At 60.9% G+C, this 19,266-nt stretch carries 18 protein-coding genes and 1 tRNA gene; 10 read left to right on the top strand and 9 right to left on the bottom strand.

The features are described 5' to 3' along the window. Window positions 1–55 precede the first annotated feature (55 nt). Together PU634_RS10795 and PU634_RS10790 are read left to right on the top strand one after the other, a co-directional pair. On the top strand, window positions 56–1,834 hold the full coding sequence (locus tag PU634_RS10795; protein WP_306760801.1) for a DEAD/DEAH box helicase: 1,779 nt from the start codon (window positions 56–58) through the stop codon (window positions 1,832–1,834). A 310-nt stretch (window positions 1,835–2,144) separates the two neighbouring features. Continuing rightward, a protein-coding gene (locus PU634_RS10790) for an IS3 family transposase (RefSeq protein WP_306760800.1) occupies window positions 2,145–3,322 on the top strand; the annotation gives its coding sequence in 2 pieces (ribosomal slippage) (window positions 2,145–2,436 and window positions 2,436–3,322; 1,179 coding nt in all). A gap of 139 nt (window positions 3,323–3,461) precedes the next feature. Here the strand turns inward: PU634_RS10790 and suhB are convergent. After that, complete coding sequence (gene suhB / locus PU634_RS10785; RefSeq protein ID WP_306760799.1) at window positions 3,462–4,265, bottom strand: inositol-1-monophosphatase; 804 nt, start codon at window positions 4,263–4,265, stop codon at window positions 3,462–3,464. Between the two features lie 157 nt (window positions 4,266–4,422). Here suhB and PU634_RS10780 point away from each other — a divergent pair, with 157 nt between their 5' ends. Further along, on the top strand, window positions 4,423–4,899 hold the full coding sequence (locus tag PU634_RS10780; protein WP_306760798.1) for an acyloxyacyl hydrolase: 477 nt from the start codon (window positions 4,423–4,425) through the stop codon (window positions 4,897–4,899). Between the two features lie 114 nt (window positions 4,900–5,013). Beyond that, window positions 5,014–6,189, top strand: a complete 1,176-nt coding sequence (locus tag PU634_RS10775; RefSeq protein WP_306760797.1) for an MFS transporter — start codon at window positions 5,014–5,016, stop codon at window positions 6,187–6,189. Window positions 6,190–6,225: 36 nt separating this feature from the next. Here PU634_RS10775 and PU634_RS10770 read toward each other — a convergent pair whose 3' ends face one another. From PU634_RS10770 to rdgC, 4 genes are all read right to left on the bottom strand, one after another. Continuing rightward, window positions 6,226–6,477 (bottom strand): YfhL family 4Fe-4S dicluster ferredoxin, encoded by a 252-nt coding sequence (locus tag PU634_RS10770; RefSeq protein ID WP_306760796.1) that lies wholly within the window; start codon window positions 6,475–6,477, stop codon window positions 6,226–6,228. Further along, complete coding sequence (gene trhP / locus PU634_RS10765; RefSeq protein ID WP_306760795.1) at window positions 6,455–7,855, bottom strand: prephenate-dependent tRNA uridine(34) hydroxylase TrhP; 1,401 nt, start codon at window positions 7,853–7,855, stop codon at window positions 6,455–6,457. Before trhP ends, PU634_RS10770 begins: the two co-directional genes overlap by 23 nt. A 94-nt stretch (window positions 7,856–7,949) precedes the next feature. Then, window positions 7,950–8,360, bottom strand: coding sequence for a YgiW/YdeI family stress tolerance OB fold protein (locus PU634_RS10760; protein WP_306760794.1), 411 nt, complete (start codon window positions 8,358–8,360; stop codon window positions 7,950–7,952). A 189-nt stretch (window positions 8,361–8,549) separates the two neighbouring features. Beyond that, window positions 8,550–9,458 carry a recombination-associated protein RdgC gene (gene rdgC / locus PU634_RS10755; protein ID WP_306760793.1) on the bottom strand — a complete coding sequence of 303 codons (909 nt, stop codon included), beginning with the start codon at window positions 9,456–9,458 and terminating at the stop codon, window positions 8,550–8,552. Between the two features lie 175 nt (window positions 9,459–9,633). Here rdgC and PU634_RS10750 point away from each other — a divergent pair, with 175 nt between their 5' ends. From PU634_RS10750 to PU634_RS10730, 5 genes are all read left to right on the top strand, one after another. Continuing rightward, window positions 9,634–10,062 carry an N-acetyltransferase gene (locus PU634_RS10750; RefSeq protein ID WP_306760792.1) on the top strand — a complete coding sequence of 143 codons (429 nt, stop codon included), beginning with the start codon at window positions 9,634–9,636 and terminating at the stop codon, window positions 10,060–10,062. 118 nt (window positions 10,063–10,180) lie between these two features. Continuing rightward, entirely contained in the window at window positions 10,181–10,870 is a 690-nt protein-coding gene (gene phoB / locus PU634_RS10745) for a phosphate regulon transcriptional regulator PhoB (protein WP_306760791.1), read from the top strand. A 7-nt stretch (window positions 10,871–10,877) separates the two neighbouring features. Then, the gene (gene phoR, locus PU634_RS10740; protein ID WP_306760790.1) at window positions 10,878–12,194 is read left to right on the top strand and encodes a phosphate regulon sensor histidine kinase PhoR; all 1,317 of its coding nucleotides are present in this window, start codon (window positions 10,878–10,880) and stop codon (window positions 12,192–12,194) included. A 188-nt stretch (window positions 12,195–12,382) separates the two neighbouring features. Then, on the top strand, window positions 12,383–13,354 hold the full coding sequence (locus tag PU634_RS10735) for a PstS family phosphate ABC transporter substrate-binding protein (protein WP_306760789.1): 972 nt from the start codon (window positions 12,383–12,385) through the stop codon (window positions 13,352–13,354). A 309-nt stretch (window positions 13,355–13,663) separates the two neighbouring features. Continuing rightward, the gene (locus tag PU634_RS10730; RefSeq protein WP_306760788.1) at window positions 13,664–14,125 is read left to right on the top strand and encodes a GNAT family N-acetyltransferase; all 462 of its coding nucleotides are present in this window, start codon (window positions 13,664–13,666) and stop codon (window positions 14,123–14,125) included. Between the two features lie 155 nt (window positions 14,126–14,280). Here the strand turns inward: PU634_RS10730 and PU634_RS10725 are convergent. After that, window positions 14,281–14,357, bottom strand: a tRNA-Pro gene (locus tag PU634_RS10725). 168 nt (window positions 14,358–14,525) lie between these two features. Between PU634_RS10725 and tadA the strand changes: the two genes are divergently transcribed. Beyond that, window positions 14,526–15,050 (top strand): tRNA adenosine(34) deaminase TadA, encoded by a 525-nt coding sequence (gene tadA / locus PU634_RS10720; RefSeq protein ID WP_306760787.1) that lies wholly within the window; start codon window positions 14,526–14,528, stop codon window positions 15,048–15,050. A gap of 7 nt (window positions 15,051–15,057) precedes the next feature. On the opposite strand, the gene PU634_RS10715 is transcribed toward tadA, so the two are convergent. The 3 genes from PU634_RS10715 to PU634_RS10705 form a co-directional block, all read right to left on the bottom strand. Then, a complete protein-coding gene (locus PU634_RS10715; protein WP_306760786.1) occupies window positions 15,058–16,575 on the bottom strand; it encodes a Ppx/GppA phosphatase family protein in 1,518 nt (505 codons plus the stop codon). A gap of 6 nt (window positions 16,576–16,581) precedes the next feature. Then, entirely contained in the window at window positions 16,582–18,636 is a 2,055-nt protein-coding gene (gene ppk1, locus PU634_RS10710; RefSeq protein WP_306760785.1) for a polyphosphate kinase 1, read from the bottom strand. A 76-nt stretch (window positions 18,637–18,712) separates the two neighbouring features. After that, complete coding sequence (locus PU634_RS10705) at window positions 18,713–19,213, bottom strand: glycine cleavage system transcriptional repressor (protein ID WP_306760784.1); 501 nt, start codon at window positions 19,211–19,213, stop codon at window positions 18,713–18,715. Between the last annotated feature and the right edge of the window lie 53 nt (window positions 19,214–19,266).

Below are 19,266 nucleotides of genomic sequence, written 5' to 3'. Positions count from 1 at the left end.
TCCCGGCCTTTTACTGTATCAGTCCGCCGACATTTTATTTTTTCGGAACTGTTAAATGACAAATACCTCTGTAGTACCCGGTTTTGCCGATCTCGGGCTGGCGCCTGCCGTTCTTCAAGCTCTGACCGATGCCGGTTATGAGCAGCCTTCTGCCATTCAGGCCGCCGCCATTCCGACTCTGCTGACCGGGCGCGACGTGCTGGGTCTGGCCCAGACCGGCACCGGCAAGACCGCCGCCTTTGCCCTGCCGATGCTGAGCCGCATCAGCGGTGGCAACGCCTATCCGCAGGTGCTGGTGCTGGCCCCGACCCGGGAGCTGGCCATTCAGGTGGCCGAGTCCTTTGAAAACTACGCTAAATACCAGAAAGACATTCGCATCGTGTCCATCTACGGTGGCCAGGCCTACGACAGCCAGATCCGTGCTCTCAAGCGCGGTGTCGACATCGTGGTGGGCACCCCCGGCCGGGTCATGGATCACATGCGCCGCGGCACCCTCAAGCTGGACAGCCTGCAGGCGCTGGTGCTGGACGAAGCCGATGAAATGCTGCGCATGGGCTTTATCGACGACGTGGAATGGATTCTGGAGCACACTCCGGAGACCCGTCAGATCGCCCTGTTCTCCGCCACCATGCCACCGGCCATTCAGCGCGTGGCTCAGAAATACCTGAAAGATCCGCAGGAAGTGCGCATCGCCAACAAGACCCGCACCAACGCCAGCATTCGCCAGCGTTACTGGTTCGTGCGTGGCATGCCCAAGCAGGAAGCCCTGTGCCGTCTGGTGGAAACCGAAGACATGGACGCCTGCCTGGTTTTTGTGCGCACCCGCAAGGACGCCGAAGACGTGGCCGAGCTGATGAGCCGCGAAGGCCATGCCTGTGAAGCCCTGCACGGCGACATTCCCCAGAAGCTGCGGGAAAAAGTGGTGGATCGGCTGAAGAACGGCCGCCTGAACATTCTGGTGGCCACCGATGTGGTGGCCCGTGGTCTGGATGTGGAGCGCATCAGCCACGTGATCAACTACGACATGCCCCACGACAACGAGTCTTATGTGCACCGCATCGGCCGTACCGGTCGCGCCGGCCGTGAAGGCGACGCCATTCTGTTTGTGACCGGCCGTGAAAAGCGCAGCCTGTACAACCTGGAGCGGCACACCCGCCAGCCCATCGAAGAAATGAGCATGCCCACCGCCGCCGAGATCAACAAGATCCGCGCCGAGCGTTTCAAGGCCCGCATTCGCACCAGCGTGGACGCCGACGAAAAGGCGCTGGCGCCGTTTGTGGAAATGGTCAACGAGCTGCAGGCCGATGGCATGGACACCGCCGCCCTGGCCGCCGGTCTGGCCCGCCTGCTGCAAGGCGATCGCCCGCTGTTCGTGGAAGACAAGCCGATGGCGGCCCGTCGCCCCGACGTGCGTGAAAGCCGTGAGCGCTTTGAGCGCAGTGATCGCCCCGAGCGTGGCGAGCGCCCCCGTCGTGGCGGCAAGGATGAGGTATCCGGTGTGACCATGGAAACCTTCCGCGTCGACGTGGGCCGGGTGCACGGCGTCAAGCCGGGCCACCTGGTGGGTGCCATTGCCAACGAGGCGGATCTGGAGTCCCGTTACATCGGCCAGATCCAGATCCACGACGATTTCTCTACCGTGGATCTGCCCGAGGGCATTCCCGCCGAGCTGCAGCAGATCCTGCAAAAGGTGCGGGTGTGCCAGCGTCCGCTGAACCTGGCCAAATACGAGGGTGGCCCGCTGCCCCGTCGCCAGTTCCGCAACAAGGACGACCGCGGCGGTGACCGTGGCAAGTTCCGCCCCCGTCGCAACGACAAGCGCCTGAACGGCTGACCGCCGTTTCTCGCTGACTGAAAAGCCCGCCGGTGTTCCCGGCGGGCTTTTTTATTGCGTGGAAGATGGAAGACCTTGGAGGAAAAACGTAAGGGGGAGGAGGCAGAGTAGTGAAGATAGCCTGTTTGTTTGCTGGATAGGCGCTGGCCTGGAACAGCAGGCAGTGAAGCTGGGTGATTTGCAGACGGTGATAAACGACGTTAACTCACCATCTTTATGGTGAAGGTGGTTGCTCCCCGGTGCACTGGGCGGCCCATAATGGTGGACTGGCCCGAGAAAAGTAGACACCTTCATTAGATGAGAAGGTGTTATGAAATACAAACCCCACCGTCGCTTTAGCGATGCATTCAAACGTGAGGCCGTCGAGGCCTCGCTCTCCACCACAGAGACACAAGCTCAGCTTGCTGGCAGACTTGGGATCCATCCTAACCAATTGAGTCGCTGGCGTAGAGAGTGGAGCATGACCAAGAAATCATCCGACAAAGCCGTTGAAAACACCGGACCAGAAAAAAGCCTGCAGGAGCTGGAGCGCGAGGTAGCTCGGCTGAAGAAGCAGCTTGAGCGGAAAGAGCTGGAGAACGAAATCCTAAAAAAGGCGCAAGAGTACTTCGCCAAGCACGGCAAGTAAGGTTTGCCTTTATCGAGGCCCACCGAAGTCAACGCTGGCGGGTCTCGATAATGTGTGAAGTACTCGACGTGTCACGAGCGGGATATTATCGCTGGCGAACACGTCAACACTCTCCGGGGGCGCGTGCCATCGAGCGACGGACGCTGAACACCTTCCTGCTCGAGCGAGCCAGGCAACTGAAGAATGTGCCGGGTTATCGCAAGCTGTGGCTGGAAGCACGGGATGCCGGGTTCTGCTGCGGCAAGAACCAGGTTCAGCGCTTGCTGAGAGACGCTGGTTATCGTTCATGCACGGCTCCTAAAGCAGGATATCAAAAGCCAACATCGTCCTTGCCTGTGTTACCGAATCTGTTGAATCGCCAGTTCTCGGTGGGTTCAGCGAACCGAGTTTGGGTATCAGATATCACCCAAATCCGGTGCAGTGAAGGCTGGCTCTACATCGCAGCAGTCCTAGACCTGGGCACACGCCGCGTGGTGGGCCGAGCCATGGGTGCCATCAATAGCGCCCAACTGGTGCTGGAGGCCCTTGAGCAGGCATGGCAACATCAGCGGCCAGATGGGAAACAGCTGTTGTTCCACTCGGACCAAGGGAGTCAGTATCGCAACGGAGAGGTGATGAGATGGCTGAATACACGGGGAATCACCATCAGCATGTCACGCCGAGGTAACTGCTGGGATAACGCCTGTTCGGAAAGCTTCTTCGCGCTACTCAAGAAGGAGTGGACTCGCCCTCTGGGCGTGCTCGGAAGAGACGAAATGGCAGATGAAGTCCGGTATTATACAGACGAGTATTACCCGAAAGTGCGGCGCCACATGGCGCTGGGAGGGATGACTCCCGATGCCTACGCAGCTGCCGCTTAACTTAAGTGTCTACTTTATCGGGGGCACTCCAATCGGGGGCACTCCACACTCCACACGTCTCACGTCTCACGTCTCACATTTCACAGGCATAAAAAAGCCCCGCACGGTGGCGGGGCTCGGTATTGATTGCTGGCCTGGTTTAGTTGGCCAGGGACTCGGGCAGGTGCTCGCGAATGGTGGACAGCATCACCTTCAGTACCTTGGGGTTGGCACAGACCACATTGCCGCTGCGGTCAAAGTTGTGGCCACCCACAAAGTCGGTGACGATGGCGCCGGCTTCCCGGGCGATCAGGCTGCCGGCGGCGGTGTCCCAGGGCTTGAGGCCCAGCTCCCAGTAACCGTCTACCCGGCCGGCGGCCACATAGGCCAGATCCAGACTGGCGGCACCGGCTCGGCGAATGTCGGCGCACTGTACGAACATGTCCTTGAACATGGCCAGGTAGGCATCGGCCTGGTGCTTTTGCTTGAACGGAAAGCCGGTGGCCAGCACGGTGTTGGTCAGATCCTTGGCCTTGCCGGTACGAATGCGGTAGCCGTTAAGCTGGGCGCCGGCGCCGCGGCTGGCGGTGAACAGCTCGTCACGGATGGGATCGTAAATCACGGCCTGCTCGGTGCGGCCCTTTACCCGCAGGGCAATGGACACGGCAAAGTGGGGAATGCCCTTCATGAAGTTGGTGGTGCCATCAAGGGGGTCGATGATCCACTGGTAATCGGGGTTGCTGCCAGTCAGCTCGCCACACTCCTCACCAATGATGGTGTGCTCGGGGTAAGACTTGCGAATGGTGTTTATTACGGCGCTTTCCGCGTCAAGATCGACATTGGTTACGAAATCATTCTGGCCTTTTTGGCGCGTTTCCAGATTGTCCGGGTTGGCAAAACCCTTGACGATAACCTGACCGGCGTTACGCGCAGCGCGCACCGCAATATTCAGCATCGGATGCATATGAGAAGACCCACTTGATGTTAAAGAACAAAATTCGAGCGCGAATTATACCAGCGTCCCTGAAGCAGGCAAGGGATAAAATGTGTGGCTAAAATTTAACCAGGCTTGTGGTAAGAGGTAGGCCGGCATGAAGAGGGAAGCGACGGGGTTGTGGCTGATGCTGCTCTTAATCTGGCCGGCCATCCTGCACGGCGAGCCGGCTGTGGTGGTTTCGACCGGTCATGGCGACGATGCCGAACGCTACACCCTGGGGGCGCAGTGGCTGCGAGAATGGCGGCAACTGCAAGGTGGAGGGCTGGATTTTGCACTGAACCTGGACGGCAGTTACTGGACCCTGGAGCGGGACGGGCTGGCCCAGTTCAGTCTGGTGCCGGGGCTGGTTTACAAAGGCAGTCAGCCCGGGCTCAGGCCCCTGGCCTATGCCGGCGTGGGGCCGGCCTGGATCAATCAGGAGCAGCTGGGCTCCCGGCAGTTGTCCACCCGCTTGCAGTTCAATTCCCGTGCCGGTCTGGGGGTGGCCATGGGCCGGCACAGCCTGGCGCTGGAGGCCTGGCATTTGTCCAACGGCGGGCTGAAAAAGCCCAACGACGGCCTTACCTCCTGGGGCATCAGCTATCGCTACCGGTTCGATTAGAAAAACTGGGTCTGGCCATTATAAAACCTCGCATGAATCTCGATTGCCAGCAGATCTCTCCACTCTCTATGATATGGATCATATTCCCTGCCTGTTTTTGTGAAGAGAGTGACCATGTCCGGCTTGTCCCTGGTGCTGCTGACCGTGCTGATGGTGGCCACGGGTCAGATGACCCAAACCCTTTATGTACCCGCCATGGGCGACATGGCCGAGGCCCTGCAGGTGAGCGGCCAGGCGCTGCCGCTGGTGATGGGATTTTATCTGGTGCCCTATGGCCTGTTTCAGTTTATCTATGGCCCTCTGTCGGATCGCCATGGCCGTCGCCCCGTGCTGCTGGCCGGCCTGGCTATCTATGTGCTGGGCTCGGTGCTGATCCTGCTGGTGCCGGTGTATTCCATGCTGCTGCTGGGCAGTTTTGTGCAGGGCGCCGGCACGGCGGCCGCCGGCAGCCTGTGCCGCAGCCTGATGCGGGATCGCTTTGAGGGCGCCGAGCTGGTGCGTTACAACGGCTATGTGTCCATGGGCATCATGCTGGCGCCCTTGCTGGCGCCCCTGGCCGGGGGCTGGCTCAACCAGCATTATGGCTGGCAGTCCATGTACGGCTTTTTGCTGGGACTGGGACTGGTGATCCTGCTGGTGATGGTGGTGTGGTTTCGGGAGACCCTGCCGGTGGAGCGGCGCCACGTGCAACCCATGCTGCCTGCCTATCAGCATGTGCTGCATCACGGCGGTTTTCGCCGTCAGCTGGGCATGCTGATCGCTACCTTTGCCGGCCTCATTCTGTATGAGGCGGTGTTCAGTGTGCTGGCCGCACGGCATCAGCTGACCAGTACCCAGATCAGCCTGCTGTTTATTCTGCCGCTGCCGCTGTACTTTGGCGGCGCCATGCTGGCCTCCTGCAAGGCGTCTAGCTGGTCGGTGCGGCGGATGCAGGCCTGGGCCAGCCTGGGGCTGGTGAGTGGCGCGCTGCTGGTGCTGGCAGGCAGTTTTTCCGGGCAATGGGCACTGGCGGGGCTGGTGGCCGGAGGCGGCCTGTATTTTGCCGGCGCCGGTTTGCTGTTTCCGGTGGCCACCTCCGCCGCGGTGTCGCCGTTTCCGCAACACAGCGGCACCGCCGGTGCCTTGCTGGGCGGCTGCGCCAATCTGGGTGGTGGTCTGTTCCTGCTGGGCCAGGGGGCTTTGCCGCAAATGAATCAGCCGGTACTGGGCGGACTGTTGCTGGCCTGTGCCGGGCTGGTGGTGTGGTTTCTGCTGCCCGCCGATGAAGCCCTGCCCGAGCCCGGAGTGTAAGCCAGAACGAACAACCGGCCATGACGGCCGGTTGTGTTATTGCGGGGGATGCAGCAGCACAAACTTTTCCCATAACTGCTCTTCGGTTTCCCGGTGCTCCGGGTGATCGATAATGCAGTCGATGGGGCAGACGCTGATGCAGGTCGGCTTGTCGTAATGGCCTACGCACTCGGTGCACAGGGCCGGATCGATTTCATAAATCTCCGGCCCGTAGTAGATGGCGCCGTTCGGACATTCCGGCTCGCACATGTCGCAATTGATGCACTTATCGGTGATCAGCAGCGCCATGAGCTTGCTCCGCGTGAGGGTTGCGGGTGTCCTGCTGTTCGCCCAGGTTGCGCATCAGAATGCCGTAGGTCACATCAATGCCGGCATCAACGGGAATATACATCACATGACCGTTGCCCGGGGCTACGTCCACCTGCTCGCCCTTGCGGTTTTTCATCTGCTCCAGGGTAAAGGTAATGTTGCCCTTCGGTGTCATCAGCTCCAGGCTGTTGCCCACCAGGAACTTGTTCTTGACCGCCACTTCCACCCAGTCGCCGTCGCGGCCGGTGATCTCGCCCACAAACTGCTGGCTGGTGGACACCGAGTAGCCGTAGTCGTAGTTCTGGTAGTCGCCGTGGGCATGGCGCTTGAGGAAGCCTTCGGTGTAACCGCGGTGCGCCAGGTTTTCCAGGGTGCTCATCAGGGTGGTGTCGAACGGCTTGCCGGCCACGGCGTCGTCAATGGCCTTGCGATACACCTGGGCGGTACGGGCCACGTAATAAAAGGACTTGGTGCGGCCTTCAATTTTCAGCGAGTGCACGCCCATCTGGGTCAGGCGCTCCACGTACTGCACCGCGCGCAGATCCTTGGAGTTCATGATGTAGGTGCCGTGCTCGTCTTCATAGGCGGCCATGTACTCGCCCGGACGGTTGCTTTCTTCCAGCAGCACCGGCTGGTCATGGGGCGCACCGGCACCCAGGGTGGGGGTGATGTCGCTTTCCACCGGCTGCACCAGGATCGGCTCCTGTTTGTGCACTATCTGGCCGGCATCGTCTTCCCTGGCCTCGTGCACCTTGTATTCCCAGCGGCAGGCGTTGGTGCAGGTGCCCTGGTTGGGGTCGCGCTTGTTGATGTAGCCCGACAGCAGGCAGCGGCCGGAGTAGGCCATGCACAGGGCGCCGTGCACAAACACTTCCAGCTCGATGTCGGGGCAGTGTTGGCGAATCTCTTCAATTTCTTCCAGGGACAGCTCCCGGGACAAAATCACCCGCTCAATGCCGTAGTCCTGCCAGAACTTCACCGACGCCCAGTTGACCGCGTTGGCCTGCACCGACAGGTGAATGGGCATGTGCGGAAAATGCTCGCGCACCAGCATGATGAGGCCGGGATCGGACATGATCAGCGCATCCGGCTTCATGTCCACCACCGGCTTCATGTCGCGCAGAAAGGTTTTCAGCTTGGCATTGTGGGGCTGAATGTTGACCACCACGTAGAACTTCTTGCCCAGGGCATGGGCTTCGTTGATGCCGATTTGAAGGTTCTCGTGGTTGAATTCGTTGTTGCGCACCCGCAGGGAGTAACGGGGCTGGCCGGCATACACGGCGTCGGCGCCATAGGCAAAGGCGTAACGCATGTTCTTGAGGGAGCCGGCGGGGGAAAGCAATTCGGGTACAAACATGGAAGTCTCGTCTGATGTCAGGTCAGCAGGCCGCCACCTGATGGCGGCCGGGGCCGGCATTTTACTCCCTCGGGCCGCTGATTTCGAGTGATGGTTACCGCCAGGCCGGCCGCACCCGCTCTACCTCCAGTTTCACCCGGCGTTTTTTCCGCTCCACCTCGGCCCAGATCAGGATTTCGCCCCGGCGATGGCGGCGCAGTCTGCGCCAGTCGTCCTCGTCCATTTCGATTCTGATGGTGCCGGTGCCGTCGCGGAACAGAAATTCGTCGTCATCCAGCCGGCGCACGATATGGCCGGAAAGAATAATGCGGCTGTCGTCCGCCAGCCGGCGGGCCTCGGCCACCGTGGTAATGGGCAGGCGATGGCGGCGGTCTTCCCGGTAGTATTGATCGCGATAATCCGGCCCATGTTCATGGCGCTGCCAGCGGTGGTCGTCATGGGCCGAAACGGGGCCGGCGGCCAGCCACAAGAGTCCCAGCAGGCCGGCAAAAGAAAAGTGACGCATGGGTAAGCTCCCTTCATGGAATATGGTGGCACCATAGTACTCACCTGCGAAGGAAGCCGTCGCTGCCGGTGAAAACGGGCAGAAACGGGCCGAAAAACGGAACCCGTGGGACAGCTTTGGTCATAGGAGGGCGGTCCTATGCCCCATTTCAGTGGGGCATAGGGAGGCTGGCTGGTTTGCCCGGTCTGCTTACCGGCTTTCCTCGCCGCCCATGGCCTCGATCAGCTCGGGAATAAAGCGGGACAGCTCGCCGGTGACCAGGGCGAAGTCGGCGTCGAAGCGGGCGGCCGGATCTTCGCTGGTGACGTCGTCGTTCTGCTCGCGCAGCTCTTCCGAAAACTTGAGCCGCTTGATGCTCATGTCGTCGCCCAGAATAAAGCTGATGGTGTCGCTCCAGTTCAGCGCCAGTTTGGTGACCAGTTTGTCGGCGTCGAGATGGGCCCTGATTTCATCGCTCAGCAGATCCTGTTGCTTGGCGCGAATAATGCCGCCGTGCTCCAGTGCCGAGCGCAGCTCGGCCTCGTCTTCCAGCGCAAAGCCGGCGGGGGCGGCCCCTTCTTTCAGCCAGTCGGTCAGGGTCAGCTCCGGGGGCGTGGTCATGGCCAGGGGCACCACCGGCAGGCTGCCGATGCACTTGCGCAGCAGCGCCAGCAGATCTTCGGCGCGTTTGGCGGAGCTGGCGTCCACGGCAATAAAGCCGTCATCCGGGTTGATCCAGGCCCAGGTTTGCTGGTAGCGGCTGAAGGCCCGGGGCAGCAGGCTGACGATCACCTCTTCCTTGATGGCGTCCTTTTCCTTTTTCTTCAGCGCCCGGCCCTGTTCGGTTTCCAGGCTTTCCACCTTTTCGGCCACTTCATCGTTGACCACCGAGCCCGGCAGCATTTTTTCTTCCTTTTTGGCGCACAGCAAAATCTGGCTGCCGGCGCTGTGGGTCAGGGCCTGGCCCTGTTTGCCCAGGGGGGAAATCCAGCCGAACCTGGCCTGCTCCTGGCTGCCGCAGGGGCTGAAGGTCATGGTTTCAAGCTGTTTTTCCAGCTCTTCCAGGCTGAGCTCAAAGGGGCGGGTAAAACGGTAAACTTGCAGATTCTTAAACCACATGGCGTCCTCGGTCACGAGCCGAAAAACCGGCATTGTATAGCAATCCGACTTTGTGATCAGTGGGTCATTCTCGAATCATAAAGGCGGATCCCGCTCACAGAGGCGCACAAATCCCCCCTCGGTCACGGTCTGGCTCCATACAATGAAATCACCAGTCAGCCGGGGGAGAAGGGGAATGATACGACAGGCCAGGCCGGAAGATACCGACGCCATTCTGGACGTCTGGCTGCTTGCGTCGCTGCAGGCCCACGATTTTGTGCCCGCCGCCTACTGGTGGCAGCAGCAGGAACAAATGCGGGCCCGTTACCTGCCCTCGGCGGAGGTGTGGGTATGCGAGCGGGACGGGGAAATACAGGGCTTTATCGCCCTGGCGGAAGACTACCTGGCGGCGCTGTTTGTGCGCCCCGACTGCCAGCAAAAGGGCATTGGCAAGGCACTGATGGCCACCGCCAAGCGCCGGCGCCGGTATTTGTCGCTCAGGGTGTATTGCGAAAATGACATTGCGGTGAACTTTTATCGCCAGCACGGTTTTGCCATTACCGCCGAAAGCGTGGACCCGGGCACCGGCCAGCCTCAGCTGTGCATGGGGTTTGGCGGCGCCTGAGTCCGGTTGTGCCTTGGTTTTCAAATGAAACCTTTGCGTCATGTTTTCATAAAAATGTCATACTTGCTTCCAATAATGGGTTAAAGCGACAAGACCCATACCAAGAGGCAGTTGAAGAATGACACGGAAAATACTGGTGGTTGAAGACGAGGCACCCATTCGGGAAATGCTGTGTTTCGTACTGGAGCAAAAGGGCTTCGCAACCCAGGAGGCCGAAGACTACGACCAGGCGCTGGAGATGATCAAGGAGCCTTACCCCGAGCTGATCCTGCTCGACTGGATGCTGCCCGGCGGCAGTGGCATTCAGCTGATCAAGCACCTCAAGCAGGATGAACTCACCCGCCAGATCCCGGTGATCATGCTCACCGCCCGGGCCGAGGAGGAAGACAAGATCAAGGGCCTGGACGTGGGCGCCGATGACTACATTACCAAGCCGTTTTCTCCCAAGGAGCTGACCTCCCGCCTCAAGGCGGTGCTGCGCCGGGTGGCCCCCACCTCGGTGGAAGACGTGATCGAGGTGCAGGGCCTGCGCCTGGATCCGCTCAGCCACAGGGTCAGCGCCGACAACCAGCAGCTCGACATGGGACCCACCGAGTTCAAGTTGCTGCATTTCTTTATGACCCATCCGGAGCGGGTATACAGTCGCGAGCAGTTGCTGAATAATGTGTGGGGCACCAATGTGTTTGTGGAAGATCGCACCGTGGATGTGCACATTCGCCGGCTGCGCAAGGCCATTTCGCCAGCCGGACACGACAAGCTGATACAGACGGTGCGGGGTGCCGGCTACCGTTTTTCCGTTCGCCTATGAGGCTTTCATGCAGCAACAGACTTCCAACCGGGGCAAATGGTGGCGGCTTGGCCTGTTTTACTTGGCCTTTGGACTGGGGGGCCTGCTGGCAGGCAACCTGGCGCTGGGGCTGCTGGCCGGCACCCTGATCCAGCTGTTTGTGCAATATCGTTATCAGCACAAGCTGTCGGTGTGGCTGTGGCAGGATCGCAGCCTGACCCCGCCCGAGGGCAAGGGCAGCTGGGAAGACATTTTCAACGGCATCTACCGGCTGCAACAGCGCCAGCGCGCCCGTCGCCGGGAGCTGGCGGGACTGGTGCGCCGGTTTCGTGAAGGGGCCGAGGCCCTGCCCGATGCCGCCGTGGTCATTCGCCGCGACGGCAGCATTATCTGGTGCAACAAGCTGGCCCAGCAACTGCTGGGGTTTCGCTGGCCCGATGACGCCGGCCAGCACATCGCCAACCTGATCCGCACTCCGGTGTTTATTGCCTACATGAAGCGGGCCGACTTTCGCGAGCCCCTGGAAATGCCGTCGCCGCTCAGTGAAGAGCGGCTGCTGGAGTGCCGTATCATGCCCTATACCGAAGATCAGGCGCTGCTGGTGGTGCGCGACGTCACCCGGCTGCGCAGTCTGGAGCAGGTGCGCAAGTCCTTTGTGGCCAACGTTTCCCACGAATTGCGTACCCCCCTCACCGTGCTCAAGGGCTACCTGGAAATGCTGGAGGATCCGCCCTCGGAGGCCATGTGGCGCAAAACCCAGAAGGTGTTGCTGGAGCAGACCCAGCGCATGGACGCCCTGGTCAACCAGCTGATGACCCTGACCCGTTACGAAGCCGCTCCCGACTCCGACTTTACCAAGGTGGTGGACATGCCCGCCATGTTGCAGATGCTGGAGCAGGAAGCGGTGGCGCTCAGTGGCGAGCGCAAACACCAGTTCAGTTTTGTGGTTGAAGCCGGGCTGCGAGTGCGGGGCGAGCCCGAGCAGTTGCGCAGCGCCGTGTCCAATCTGGTGTATAACGCCGTGCGCCACACGCCGGCGGGCAGTCATATTCGCGTGGAATGGGGCCGCCAGGGCGACGCTGGCCGCTTTGCGGTGAGTGATGACGGCGACGGCATCGCGCCCGAGCACATCGCCCGCCTGACCGAACGCTTTTACCGGGTCGACAAGGCCCGCAGCCGCCAGACCGGTGGCTCGGGGCTGGGCCTGGCCATCGTCAAGCATGCGCTCGGCCACCACGACAGCCATCTGGAGATAGAAAGTCGTCCGGGCAAGGGCAGCTGTTTCAGCTTTCGCCTGCCCGCCCGACTGCTGGTGCTGGATGCCAGTGTGCAGCAAAGCGCCTGATAACCCCATGATGAGGCACGGCCTCCGCCCTGCGGAGGCCGTGTTGTTTACGGCGCCGGCCGGCCATGACGGCACCGGGAACAGGGGAGCGGGTTGTCATAAAAGCGTCACTTTCGGGTCATATAGTTGTCATTGCCGGCAGCAATACTGGCCGCGTCTTGAAAGACCGAACTTATTGGAGATTAAGGATGAAACTGAACAAACTGGCAAGTGCACTGGGACTGACCGTGGCCATGGCCGCCACTTCCGCCTTCGCAGCCGTGGACGATTCCCTGCCCGATTATCAGAAAGTCAGCGGCGTGTCCGGTAACGTGTCTTCTGTCGGCTCCGACACCCTGGCCAACATGATGACCCTGTGGGCCGAGGAGTTCAAACGCCAGTATCCCAACGTGAACGTGCAGATCCAGGCCGCCGGCTCTTCCACCGCGCCGCCTGCCCTGACCGAAGGCACTTCCCAGTTCGGCCCCATGAGCCGCGCCATGAAGAGCAACGAAATCGAAGCCTTTGAAAAACGCTACGGCTACAAGCCCACGCCGATCCGCGTGGCCATCGATGCCCTGGCGGTGTTCGTGCACAAGGACAACCCCATTGAGGGACTGAGCCTGGATCAGGTTGACGCCATCTTCTCCAGCACCCTGGCCTGCGGCATGGCCGAGCAGATCACCAAGTGGGGCCAGACCGGCCTGGACGGCGACTGGAGCAACCGCGACATTCAGCTCTACGGCCGCAACTCCGTGTCCGGCACCTACGGTTACTTCAAGGACGAGGCCCTGTGCAAGGGTGACTTCAAGAACAACGTGAACGAGCAGCCCGGCTCCGCCTCCGTGGTGCAGTCCGTGTCTTCCTCCCTGAACGCCATCGGTTACTCCGGTCTGGGCTACAGCACCTCCAGCGTGCGCGCCGTGCCCCTGGCCGAAGCCGGCTCCAGCGATTATGTGGAAGCCAACGCCGAAAACGCCATCAGCGGCGAGTATCCGCTGTCCCGCTTCCTGTACGTTTACGTTAATAAGCACCCCAACAAGCCGCTGGGTCCGATGGAAGCCGAATTCGTGAAACTGATGCTCTCCAAGCAGGGCCAGCAGATTGTTGACAAGGACGGCTACGTGCCGGTGCCCGCCGCCGTGGTGGAAGCCGACCTGAAAAAGCTTGGCCTGAAATAACCCCTGATTTCACATCATGGTGGTTTGAGCCCCGGTTCGCCGGGGCTTTTTTCGTTTCCGGGCCGTGCGTTTTTTCATCTGTTCAGCGTGGCCATTCACCGGCGGTCCGGTATTTGTTGTGGCCCGGTCACGCCCTGGGCCCACTCCGGAGCTTGCCGAATGCGCCCCGCAGGGCGTGGCACACTGCGCCCGCCACCGGCAAAAAACCGGCTAACGGATTGATCGTGGCCGAAAAGCCGCTTTTTTATTGGCGGTAACTGTGGCTATATAAAGGGGAGCGTGTAAGCAGTATCAGCAGCAGGAGCAATTATGGAAATCAGGAAGATCCGCAGTGGTGAAACGGGCAGTATCTGGCAGTTGTTCCACGATACCGTGCACCGGATCAACCAGGCCGACTACAGCGAAAGCGAGCTGGCGGTCTGGGCACCTGAGGAGTATGACGAGCCGCGCTGGGTCAGCCGTTTCATTCGCACCCGGCCGCTGGTGGCAATGGAAGGCAAACGGTTGCTCGGTTTTGCCGAGCTTGATGACGACGGTCGTATCGATCTGTTTTATGTGCACCACGCCCGCCAAGGCGAGGGCATCGGCCGGGCGCTGATGCAGCGGCTCAAGGCCGAGGCGGCGTCGAGAGGACTGTATCGGTTGTATTGCGATGCCAGCATCAATGCCCGGCCATTTTTCGAGGCCATGGGCTTTACCGAGGTGGAGCAGCGCCGGCTGGAGCGTCATGGCCAGCCGGTGCAGGTGTTGCTGATGGAGTATAAGGCCTGAGGGAGCCAAGGCCCCGCCTGGTTATCCGGCCTGGAGCCGGACCCTGGCCGGGGGCCGCAAAAAGAGGCGGGCCGAACCCGGCATGACCGCAGAGACGGCGTTGCCGTCCCGAAACGTAAAAAGCCCACCGCAAGGTGGGCTTTTTGAGGATGATTTGGTCGGCGTGAGAGGATTTGAACCTCCGACCCCTGACACCCCATGACAGTGCGCTACCAGGCTGCGCTACACGCCGAATCGGGAGCAACTATAAAGACCCGCCCGGTCTGCTGCAAGTCCCTTTTTTATGTTTTGTGTCCGTTTGGCGCTTTATTGCTCGTGATGGCGTTTTTTTCGGCCTTTTTTCGCTTTGCTTGCAGCGGGGCCGGCTTTTGCCATAATAGCCGCCTTCAGGAGGCGGTGAATGAACGAGCAAGACGAATACTGGATGCGCCGGGCCATGGCGCTGGCGGCCCGGGCCGAACAGGAAGGGGAGGTGCCGGTGGGCGCCCTGGTGGTATACGGAGGGGAATGCGTGGGAGAAGGCTGGAACCGCTCCATCGGCCACCACGACGCCACCGCCCATGCCGAGATCATGGCGCTGCGCCAGGCCGGCGCTCACCTGGGCAATTACCGCCTGCTGGACTGTACCCTTTATGTCACCCTGGAGCCGTGCATCATGTGCGCCGGCGCCATGGTGCACAGCCGCATTCGGCGGCTGGTGTACGGTGCCGCCGACGCCAAGACCGGCGCCGTGGACTCGGTGCTGCAACTGCTGGCTACCCCCGGCCTCAATCATCGCATCGATTGGCAGTCGGGCGTGCTCGCCGAGGCCTGCTCTGCCCAGCTCAGCGATTTTTTCCGGCGCCGCCGGGCGGAAAAAAAGGCCGCCCGCAAGCGGGCGGCCGAATTGCCAGTAGCCGATCAGGCGGAAATGGGCGGCGGGTAAACCGCCATTACTCTGCCCCCTTCTTCTGGGGGGCCCCCCGGGTTCGCACCAGCGTCAGTTTCCAGCCGACCTTGTCCTGACAGGCCTGCTCCCGCTCCAGCGTGGTCAGCAGCAGGGCGTTGCTGTCGCACCACTCGGCGGGAAGGTGCAGGCGCAGTTCGTCATCGGCGGCCGGCTCCAGCACCGGTGCCGGCAACACACCGTCCTGGCGGCGGCGATTCAGTGCTACGGCAATGCGCAGCAATCGTACCAGCCGCCACAACTGGTGCTCGGGCAGGTAGTTCAGCGGCTCCAGCTCGGACAGTCTGAGCGCCTTGCGGTGAAAGCGCACCAGGGCCGCCAGCGCCTTTTGTTGCTCCTGGGTAAAGCCGGGCAGATCGGTATTGCCGACGATATAGGCGGAATGGCGGTGAACACCGGTGAAGTTGATGTGCAGGCCAATTTCGTGCAGCCGGGCCGCATGGCCCAGCAGATCGCCGAAGTCCGCATCCAGCCGCCAGGCGTCACATACCTGGGCAAAGAGCCGGCTGGCGGTGTCCTGCACCCGGTCTGCCTGGTGCCGGTCGATATGATATTCCCGGGCAAGGGCCTGCAGGGTATTAAGCTGAATATCATGGTGTTTGACCCGGCCGAAGAAGCTGTGCAGCAGGCCTTCGCGCAGGGCTCCATCGGAAAAGCCCATGCGCTCCAGATTGAAACTGCGGTAGATGCCAAGCAGGATTGCCAGTCCGGCGGCAATCAGGGGTTTTCGATCCTCGCTCAGGCCGGCCATGTTCACCTGATCGATATGCCCGGCCTGCACCAGTTGGCGCTGGATATGTAACAGTGCAGGCAGGTCAATGACCGGCTCGCCGGTGGCGGCGGTACACATTTCCAACAGGGTCTTGACGGTGCCGGAGCTGCCGAGCGCCTGATCCCAGCCCAGTGCTAGGTAACGATCCTGTATCGGCACCAGTTGATATTCCGCGGCTTCGGTCGCCTGCTTGAAACGCGCCGCGGTGAGCACACCGTCGGCAAAATACCTGCGGGTGAAACTGACACAGCCCATGCTGCGGCTGGAGACCTGCCGGCAGTCGAAATCCTGGCCGATAATCAGCTCGGTACTGCCGCCACCGATGTCGATCACCAGCACGCGGCCCTGAGTCTGCTGCGTGTGGGCCACCCCCTGATAAATCAGCCGGGCCTCTTCGTTGCCGCTGACAATGTCGATGGGAAACCCCAGTACCTGCTGGGCCCGGCGCACGAACGTCTGGGCATTGACGGCCTCGCGCAGGGTGTAGGTGCCCGCCACCCTGACGCGGGTGGCATCAAAGCCGTGCAAGCGTTCGCCGAACAGTCTCAGGCACTCCAGACCCCGGGCCATGGCCTCCTCGCCGAGGCGGTTATCATCATCCAGCCCATCGGCCAGGCGCACGCGCTGTTTCAGCCGGTCGACGATGCGCAGGCTGTCGCCATGGTAACGGGCGATCACCATATGAAAGCTGTTGGAGCCCAGGTCTATGGTGGCTACATACTGATCGGTCATGAACGCTTATTCCTCCAGCGCCTTGAGGTAGTCATAGGTGGCGGTCTGGGAACGCACCTTGCGCCGGTTGCCCCGTTTTACATAACGGTTGCTCTGGGCAGCGTCCAGCACGCGGGCCTTGGTGGTGTCGTTGAGCTGCAGCTCCAGCAGATCCATTATGCGCCGGCGCAGCTCGGGCTCCAGTACGGGAGTGGCCACTTCCACGCGAAAGTCCATATTGCGTGTCATCCAGTCGGCGGAAGACAGATAGACCCTGGGCTGGCCGTTGTTGTGAAACACCATGACGCGCGGATGCTCAAGATAACGATCGACAATGCTGATGGCGCGAATGCGCTCGCTGATCCCGGGCACCCCCGGCATCAGTGAACACATGCCGCGAATGATGAGATCCACCTGCACACCTTCCTGGCTGGCGGCGTAAAGCCGGTGGATCAGGCCCTTGTCGACCAGGTTGTTGAGCTTGAGGATCATGCGCGCCGGCAGACCCTGGCGGGCATGGGCAATTTCGGCGTCGATCAGCGCATACAGGCCCCGGCGCTGGTTGAGGGGCGACACCAGCAGGTGCTGGAACTTGCTGCGACGATAGGGCTGGCGAATAAAGTCGAACACCGCCGCCACTTCCTGGGTGATCTCCGGGTTGGCGGTCAGCAACGAGAAGTCGGTGTAAATATTGGCGGTTTTTTCGTTGAAATTGCCGGTGCCGACATGGGCATACTGCACCAGCCGGCCTTCTTCCCGCCGGGTGACCAGGCACAGCTTGGAGTGCACCTTGAGGCTGGGCACGCCGAATTCCACGGTAATGCCGGCCTCGGTCAGCTGTTTGGCCCAGTCGATATTGGCGGCCTCGTCAAAGCGGGCGCGCAGCTCGATCACCACGGTCACCTTCTTGCCGTTGTTGGCGGCGTCCATCAGCGAATACATGATGCGTGACAGCGACGCCACCCGGTACACGTTCATTTTGATGCTGACCACTGCCGGGTCAAAGGAGGCCTGGCGCACGAACTCGGTGACATGGCTGAAGCTGTGGTAGGGAAAATACAGCAGAATGTCGCGCCGGCGAATGGCGTCAAAGGACGAAGGGCTGTCGCGAAACTCCCGGCACTTGAGCGGCGGCAGCGGCCGGTTCACCAGGTGTTTGCGGCCCACGTTGGGAAAGCCGATAAAATCCTTGAAGTTGTGGTAACGGCCGCCCGGCATCACGCTGTCGTGATGCTGAATGCCGAGCTTGTGCAGCAGGGTGGCGAGCATGTCGGCGGGCATGTCCCGATCGTGCACAAAGCGCACCGGCAGGGCGGTCAGCCGTTGTTTGAGGCCGTCGCTCATTTTTTCCAGCAGGCTCTGATCGAGTTGATCCGACAGATCGTATTCCGCGTCCCGGGTCATCTTGAAGGCGTGGGCGCCGATGTGATCGTAATCGAAAAATCCGGCAAACAGGTCATTCAGGCACAGCCGAATCACGTTATCCAGAATGATGATGCTTTTTTTGCGCCGGCTTTTGCCCGGCGGCAGCACCACAAAGCGGGGCAGTACATCGGTGGGAATTTCCACCAGGGCATAGTGGTGCTGGCGGTTCTTGCTCATGCCCACGCAAAGGTAGGTGTGCTCATCTTTCAGAAAATGCACCGGATTGATGCCGGCGTTCAGTACGATGGGGGAGAGGTAGGCGCGCACCTCGTTTTCGAAATAGCGCCGCACCCAGCGCTCCTGTTCGGCGTCGAGCTGGGATTCGTTGAGCAGGAAAATGTTCTGCCGCGCCAGGGTGACGATCAGTTCCCGGTAAACCTCGTCAAAGGTTTCGCCCAGGCGCACCACCTTTTGCTGAATGCGCTGCAGCAGCGCGGCGGCGCCATTGGTCCGCCCGCTGTCGGCGTCTATCATTACCCGGCGTTTGACGTCGGCCACGCGCACCCGGAAAAACTCATCCTGATTATTGGAAAAAATGCCCAGAAAGCGTACCCGCTCGATCAGGGGGACGCTTTTGTCCATGGCCTCCTGTAATACCCGCTCGTTAAACGACAGCCAGCTGAGTTCCTTCTCCAGGTACCATTTGTCCGTGCCCATTGTATTTCCCGTTATATTTAATTTGTCATTTTTGGGCACTTTTTATGACAAATGATTATGACATTTTAATGACCACTCAAATGAGATCTATGTCCACCACCAGATCGTCGCTCAGGGCTTCCAGCCGTTGTTGCAGGTCGCCCAGGGTCTGGCCGTGGGGCAGCACCAGGGTGCTTTGTACTTCAAACAGGGGAATGCCCGTGATGGGCGCCGGGTGGCTGTCGGTTTTCAGGCTGTGCACACTGATGTTGAGGCCGTTGATGATGTCGGTCACCTCGTCGATGATGCCGACCCGGTCGTTGGCGGTAACCGTCAGCCTGAGCTGCTGGCCACGGGGCGTGGGGCTTTGGCCTTCCACCAGCTGCACCTGAAAATCGGGCAGGGAGGTCAGCGCCTGTTCCAGTGCCGCGCTGTGCTCGGCGGGCACGCGAATTTCCACAATACCGGCGAAATAGCCGGCCAGCTCGCTCATGGCGCTGCTCTGCCAGCTGCCGTGATGCCGGCGGATAAGGGCGGCCAGTTGCCGGACCAGGCCGGTCTTGTCGGGGCCAATCAGGGTGGCGACCAGGGTTTTCATGGGTTCTCTCCTTGAATGATGACATCGTGCACCGTTCAAGATACACGCCAGCG

The sequence above is a fragment of the Oceanimonas pelagia genome (assembly GCF_030849025.1).
GTDB lineage: Bacteria > Pseudomonadota > Gammaproteobacteria > Enterobacterales > Aeromonadaceae > Oceanimonas > Oceanimonas pelagia.
This window is presented reverse-complemented; position numbering and strand designations above follow the sequence as displayed.

Coding starts and splice junctions, on each gene's coding strand:
- PU634_RS10795 (WP_306760801.1), top strand. CDS start 56: ATGACAAATACCTCTGTAGTACCCGGTTTTGCCGATCTCGGGCTGGCG.
- suhB (WP_306760799.1), bottom strand. CDS start 4,265: ATGCATCCGATGCTGAATATTGCGGTGCGCGCTGCGCGTAACGCCGGT.
- PU634_RS10780 (WP_306760798.1), top strand. CDS start 4,423: ATGCTGCTCTTAATCTGGCCGGCCATCCTGCACGGCGAGCCGGCTGTG.
- PU634_RS10775 (WP_306760797.1), top strand. CDS start 5,014: ATGTCCGGCTTGTCCCTGGTGCTGCTGACCGTGCTGATGGTGGCCACG.
- PU634_RS10770 (WP_306760796.1), bottom strand. CDS start 6,477: ATGGCGCTGCTGATCACCGATAAGTGCATCAATTGCGACATGTGCGAG.
- trhP (WP_306760795.1), bottom strand. CDS start 7,855: ATGTTTGTACCCGAATTGCTTTCCCCCGCCGGCTCCCTCAAGAACATG.
- PU634_RS10760 (WP_306760794.1), bottom strand. CDS start 8,360: ATGCGTCACTTTTCTTTTGCCGGCCTGCTGGGACTCTTGTGGCTGGCC.
- rdgC (WP_306760793.1), bottom strand. CDS start 9,458: ATGTGGTTTAAGAATCTGCAAGTTTACCGTTTTACCCGCCCCTTTGAG.
- PU634_RS10750 (WP_306760792.1), top strand. CDS start 9,634: ATGATACGACAGGCCAGGCCGGAAGATACCGACGCCATTCTGGACGTC.
- phoB (WP_306760791.1), top strand. CDS start 10,181: ATGACACGGAAAATACTGGTGGTTGAAGACGAGGCACCCATTCGGGAA.
- phoR (WP_306760790.1), top strand. CDS start 10,878: ATGCAGCAACAGACTTCCAACCGGGGCAAATGGTGGCGGCTTGGCCTG.
- PU634_RS10735 (WP_306760789.1), top strand. CDS start 12,383: ATGAAACTGAACAAACTGGCAAGTGCACTGGGACTGACCGTGGCCATG.
- PU634_RS10730 (WP_306760788.1), top strand. CDS start 13,664: ATGGAAATCAGGAAGATCCGCAGTGGTGAAACGGGCAGTATCTGGCAG.
- tadA (WP_306760787.1), top strand. CDS start 14,526: ATGAACGAGCAAGACGAATACTGGATGCGCCGGGCCATGGCGCTGGCG.
- PU634_RS10715 (WP_306760786.1), bottom strand. CDS start 16,575: ATGACCGATCAGTATGTAGCCACCATAGACCTGGGCTCCAACAGCTTT.
- ppk1 (WP_306760785.1), bottom strand. CDS start 18,636: ATGGGCACGGACAAATGGTACCTGGAGAAGGAACTCAGCTGGCTGTCG.
- PU634_RS10705 (WP_306760784.1), bottom strand. CDS start 19,213: ATGAAAACCCTGGTCGCCACCCTGATTGGCCCCGACAAGACCGGCCTG.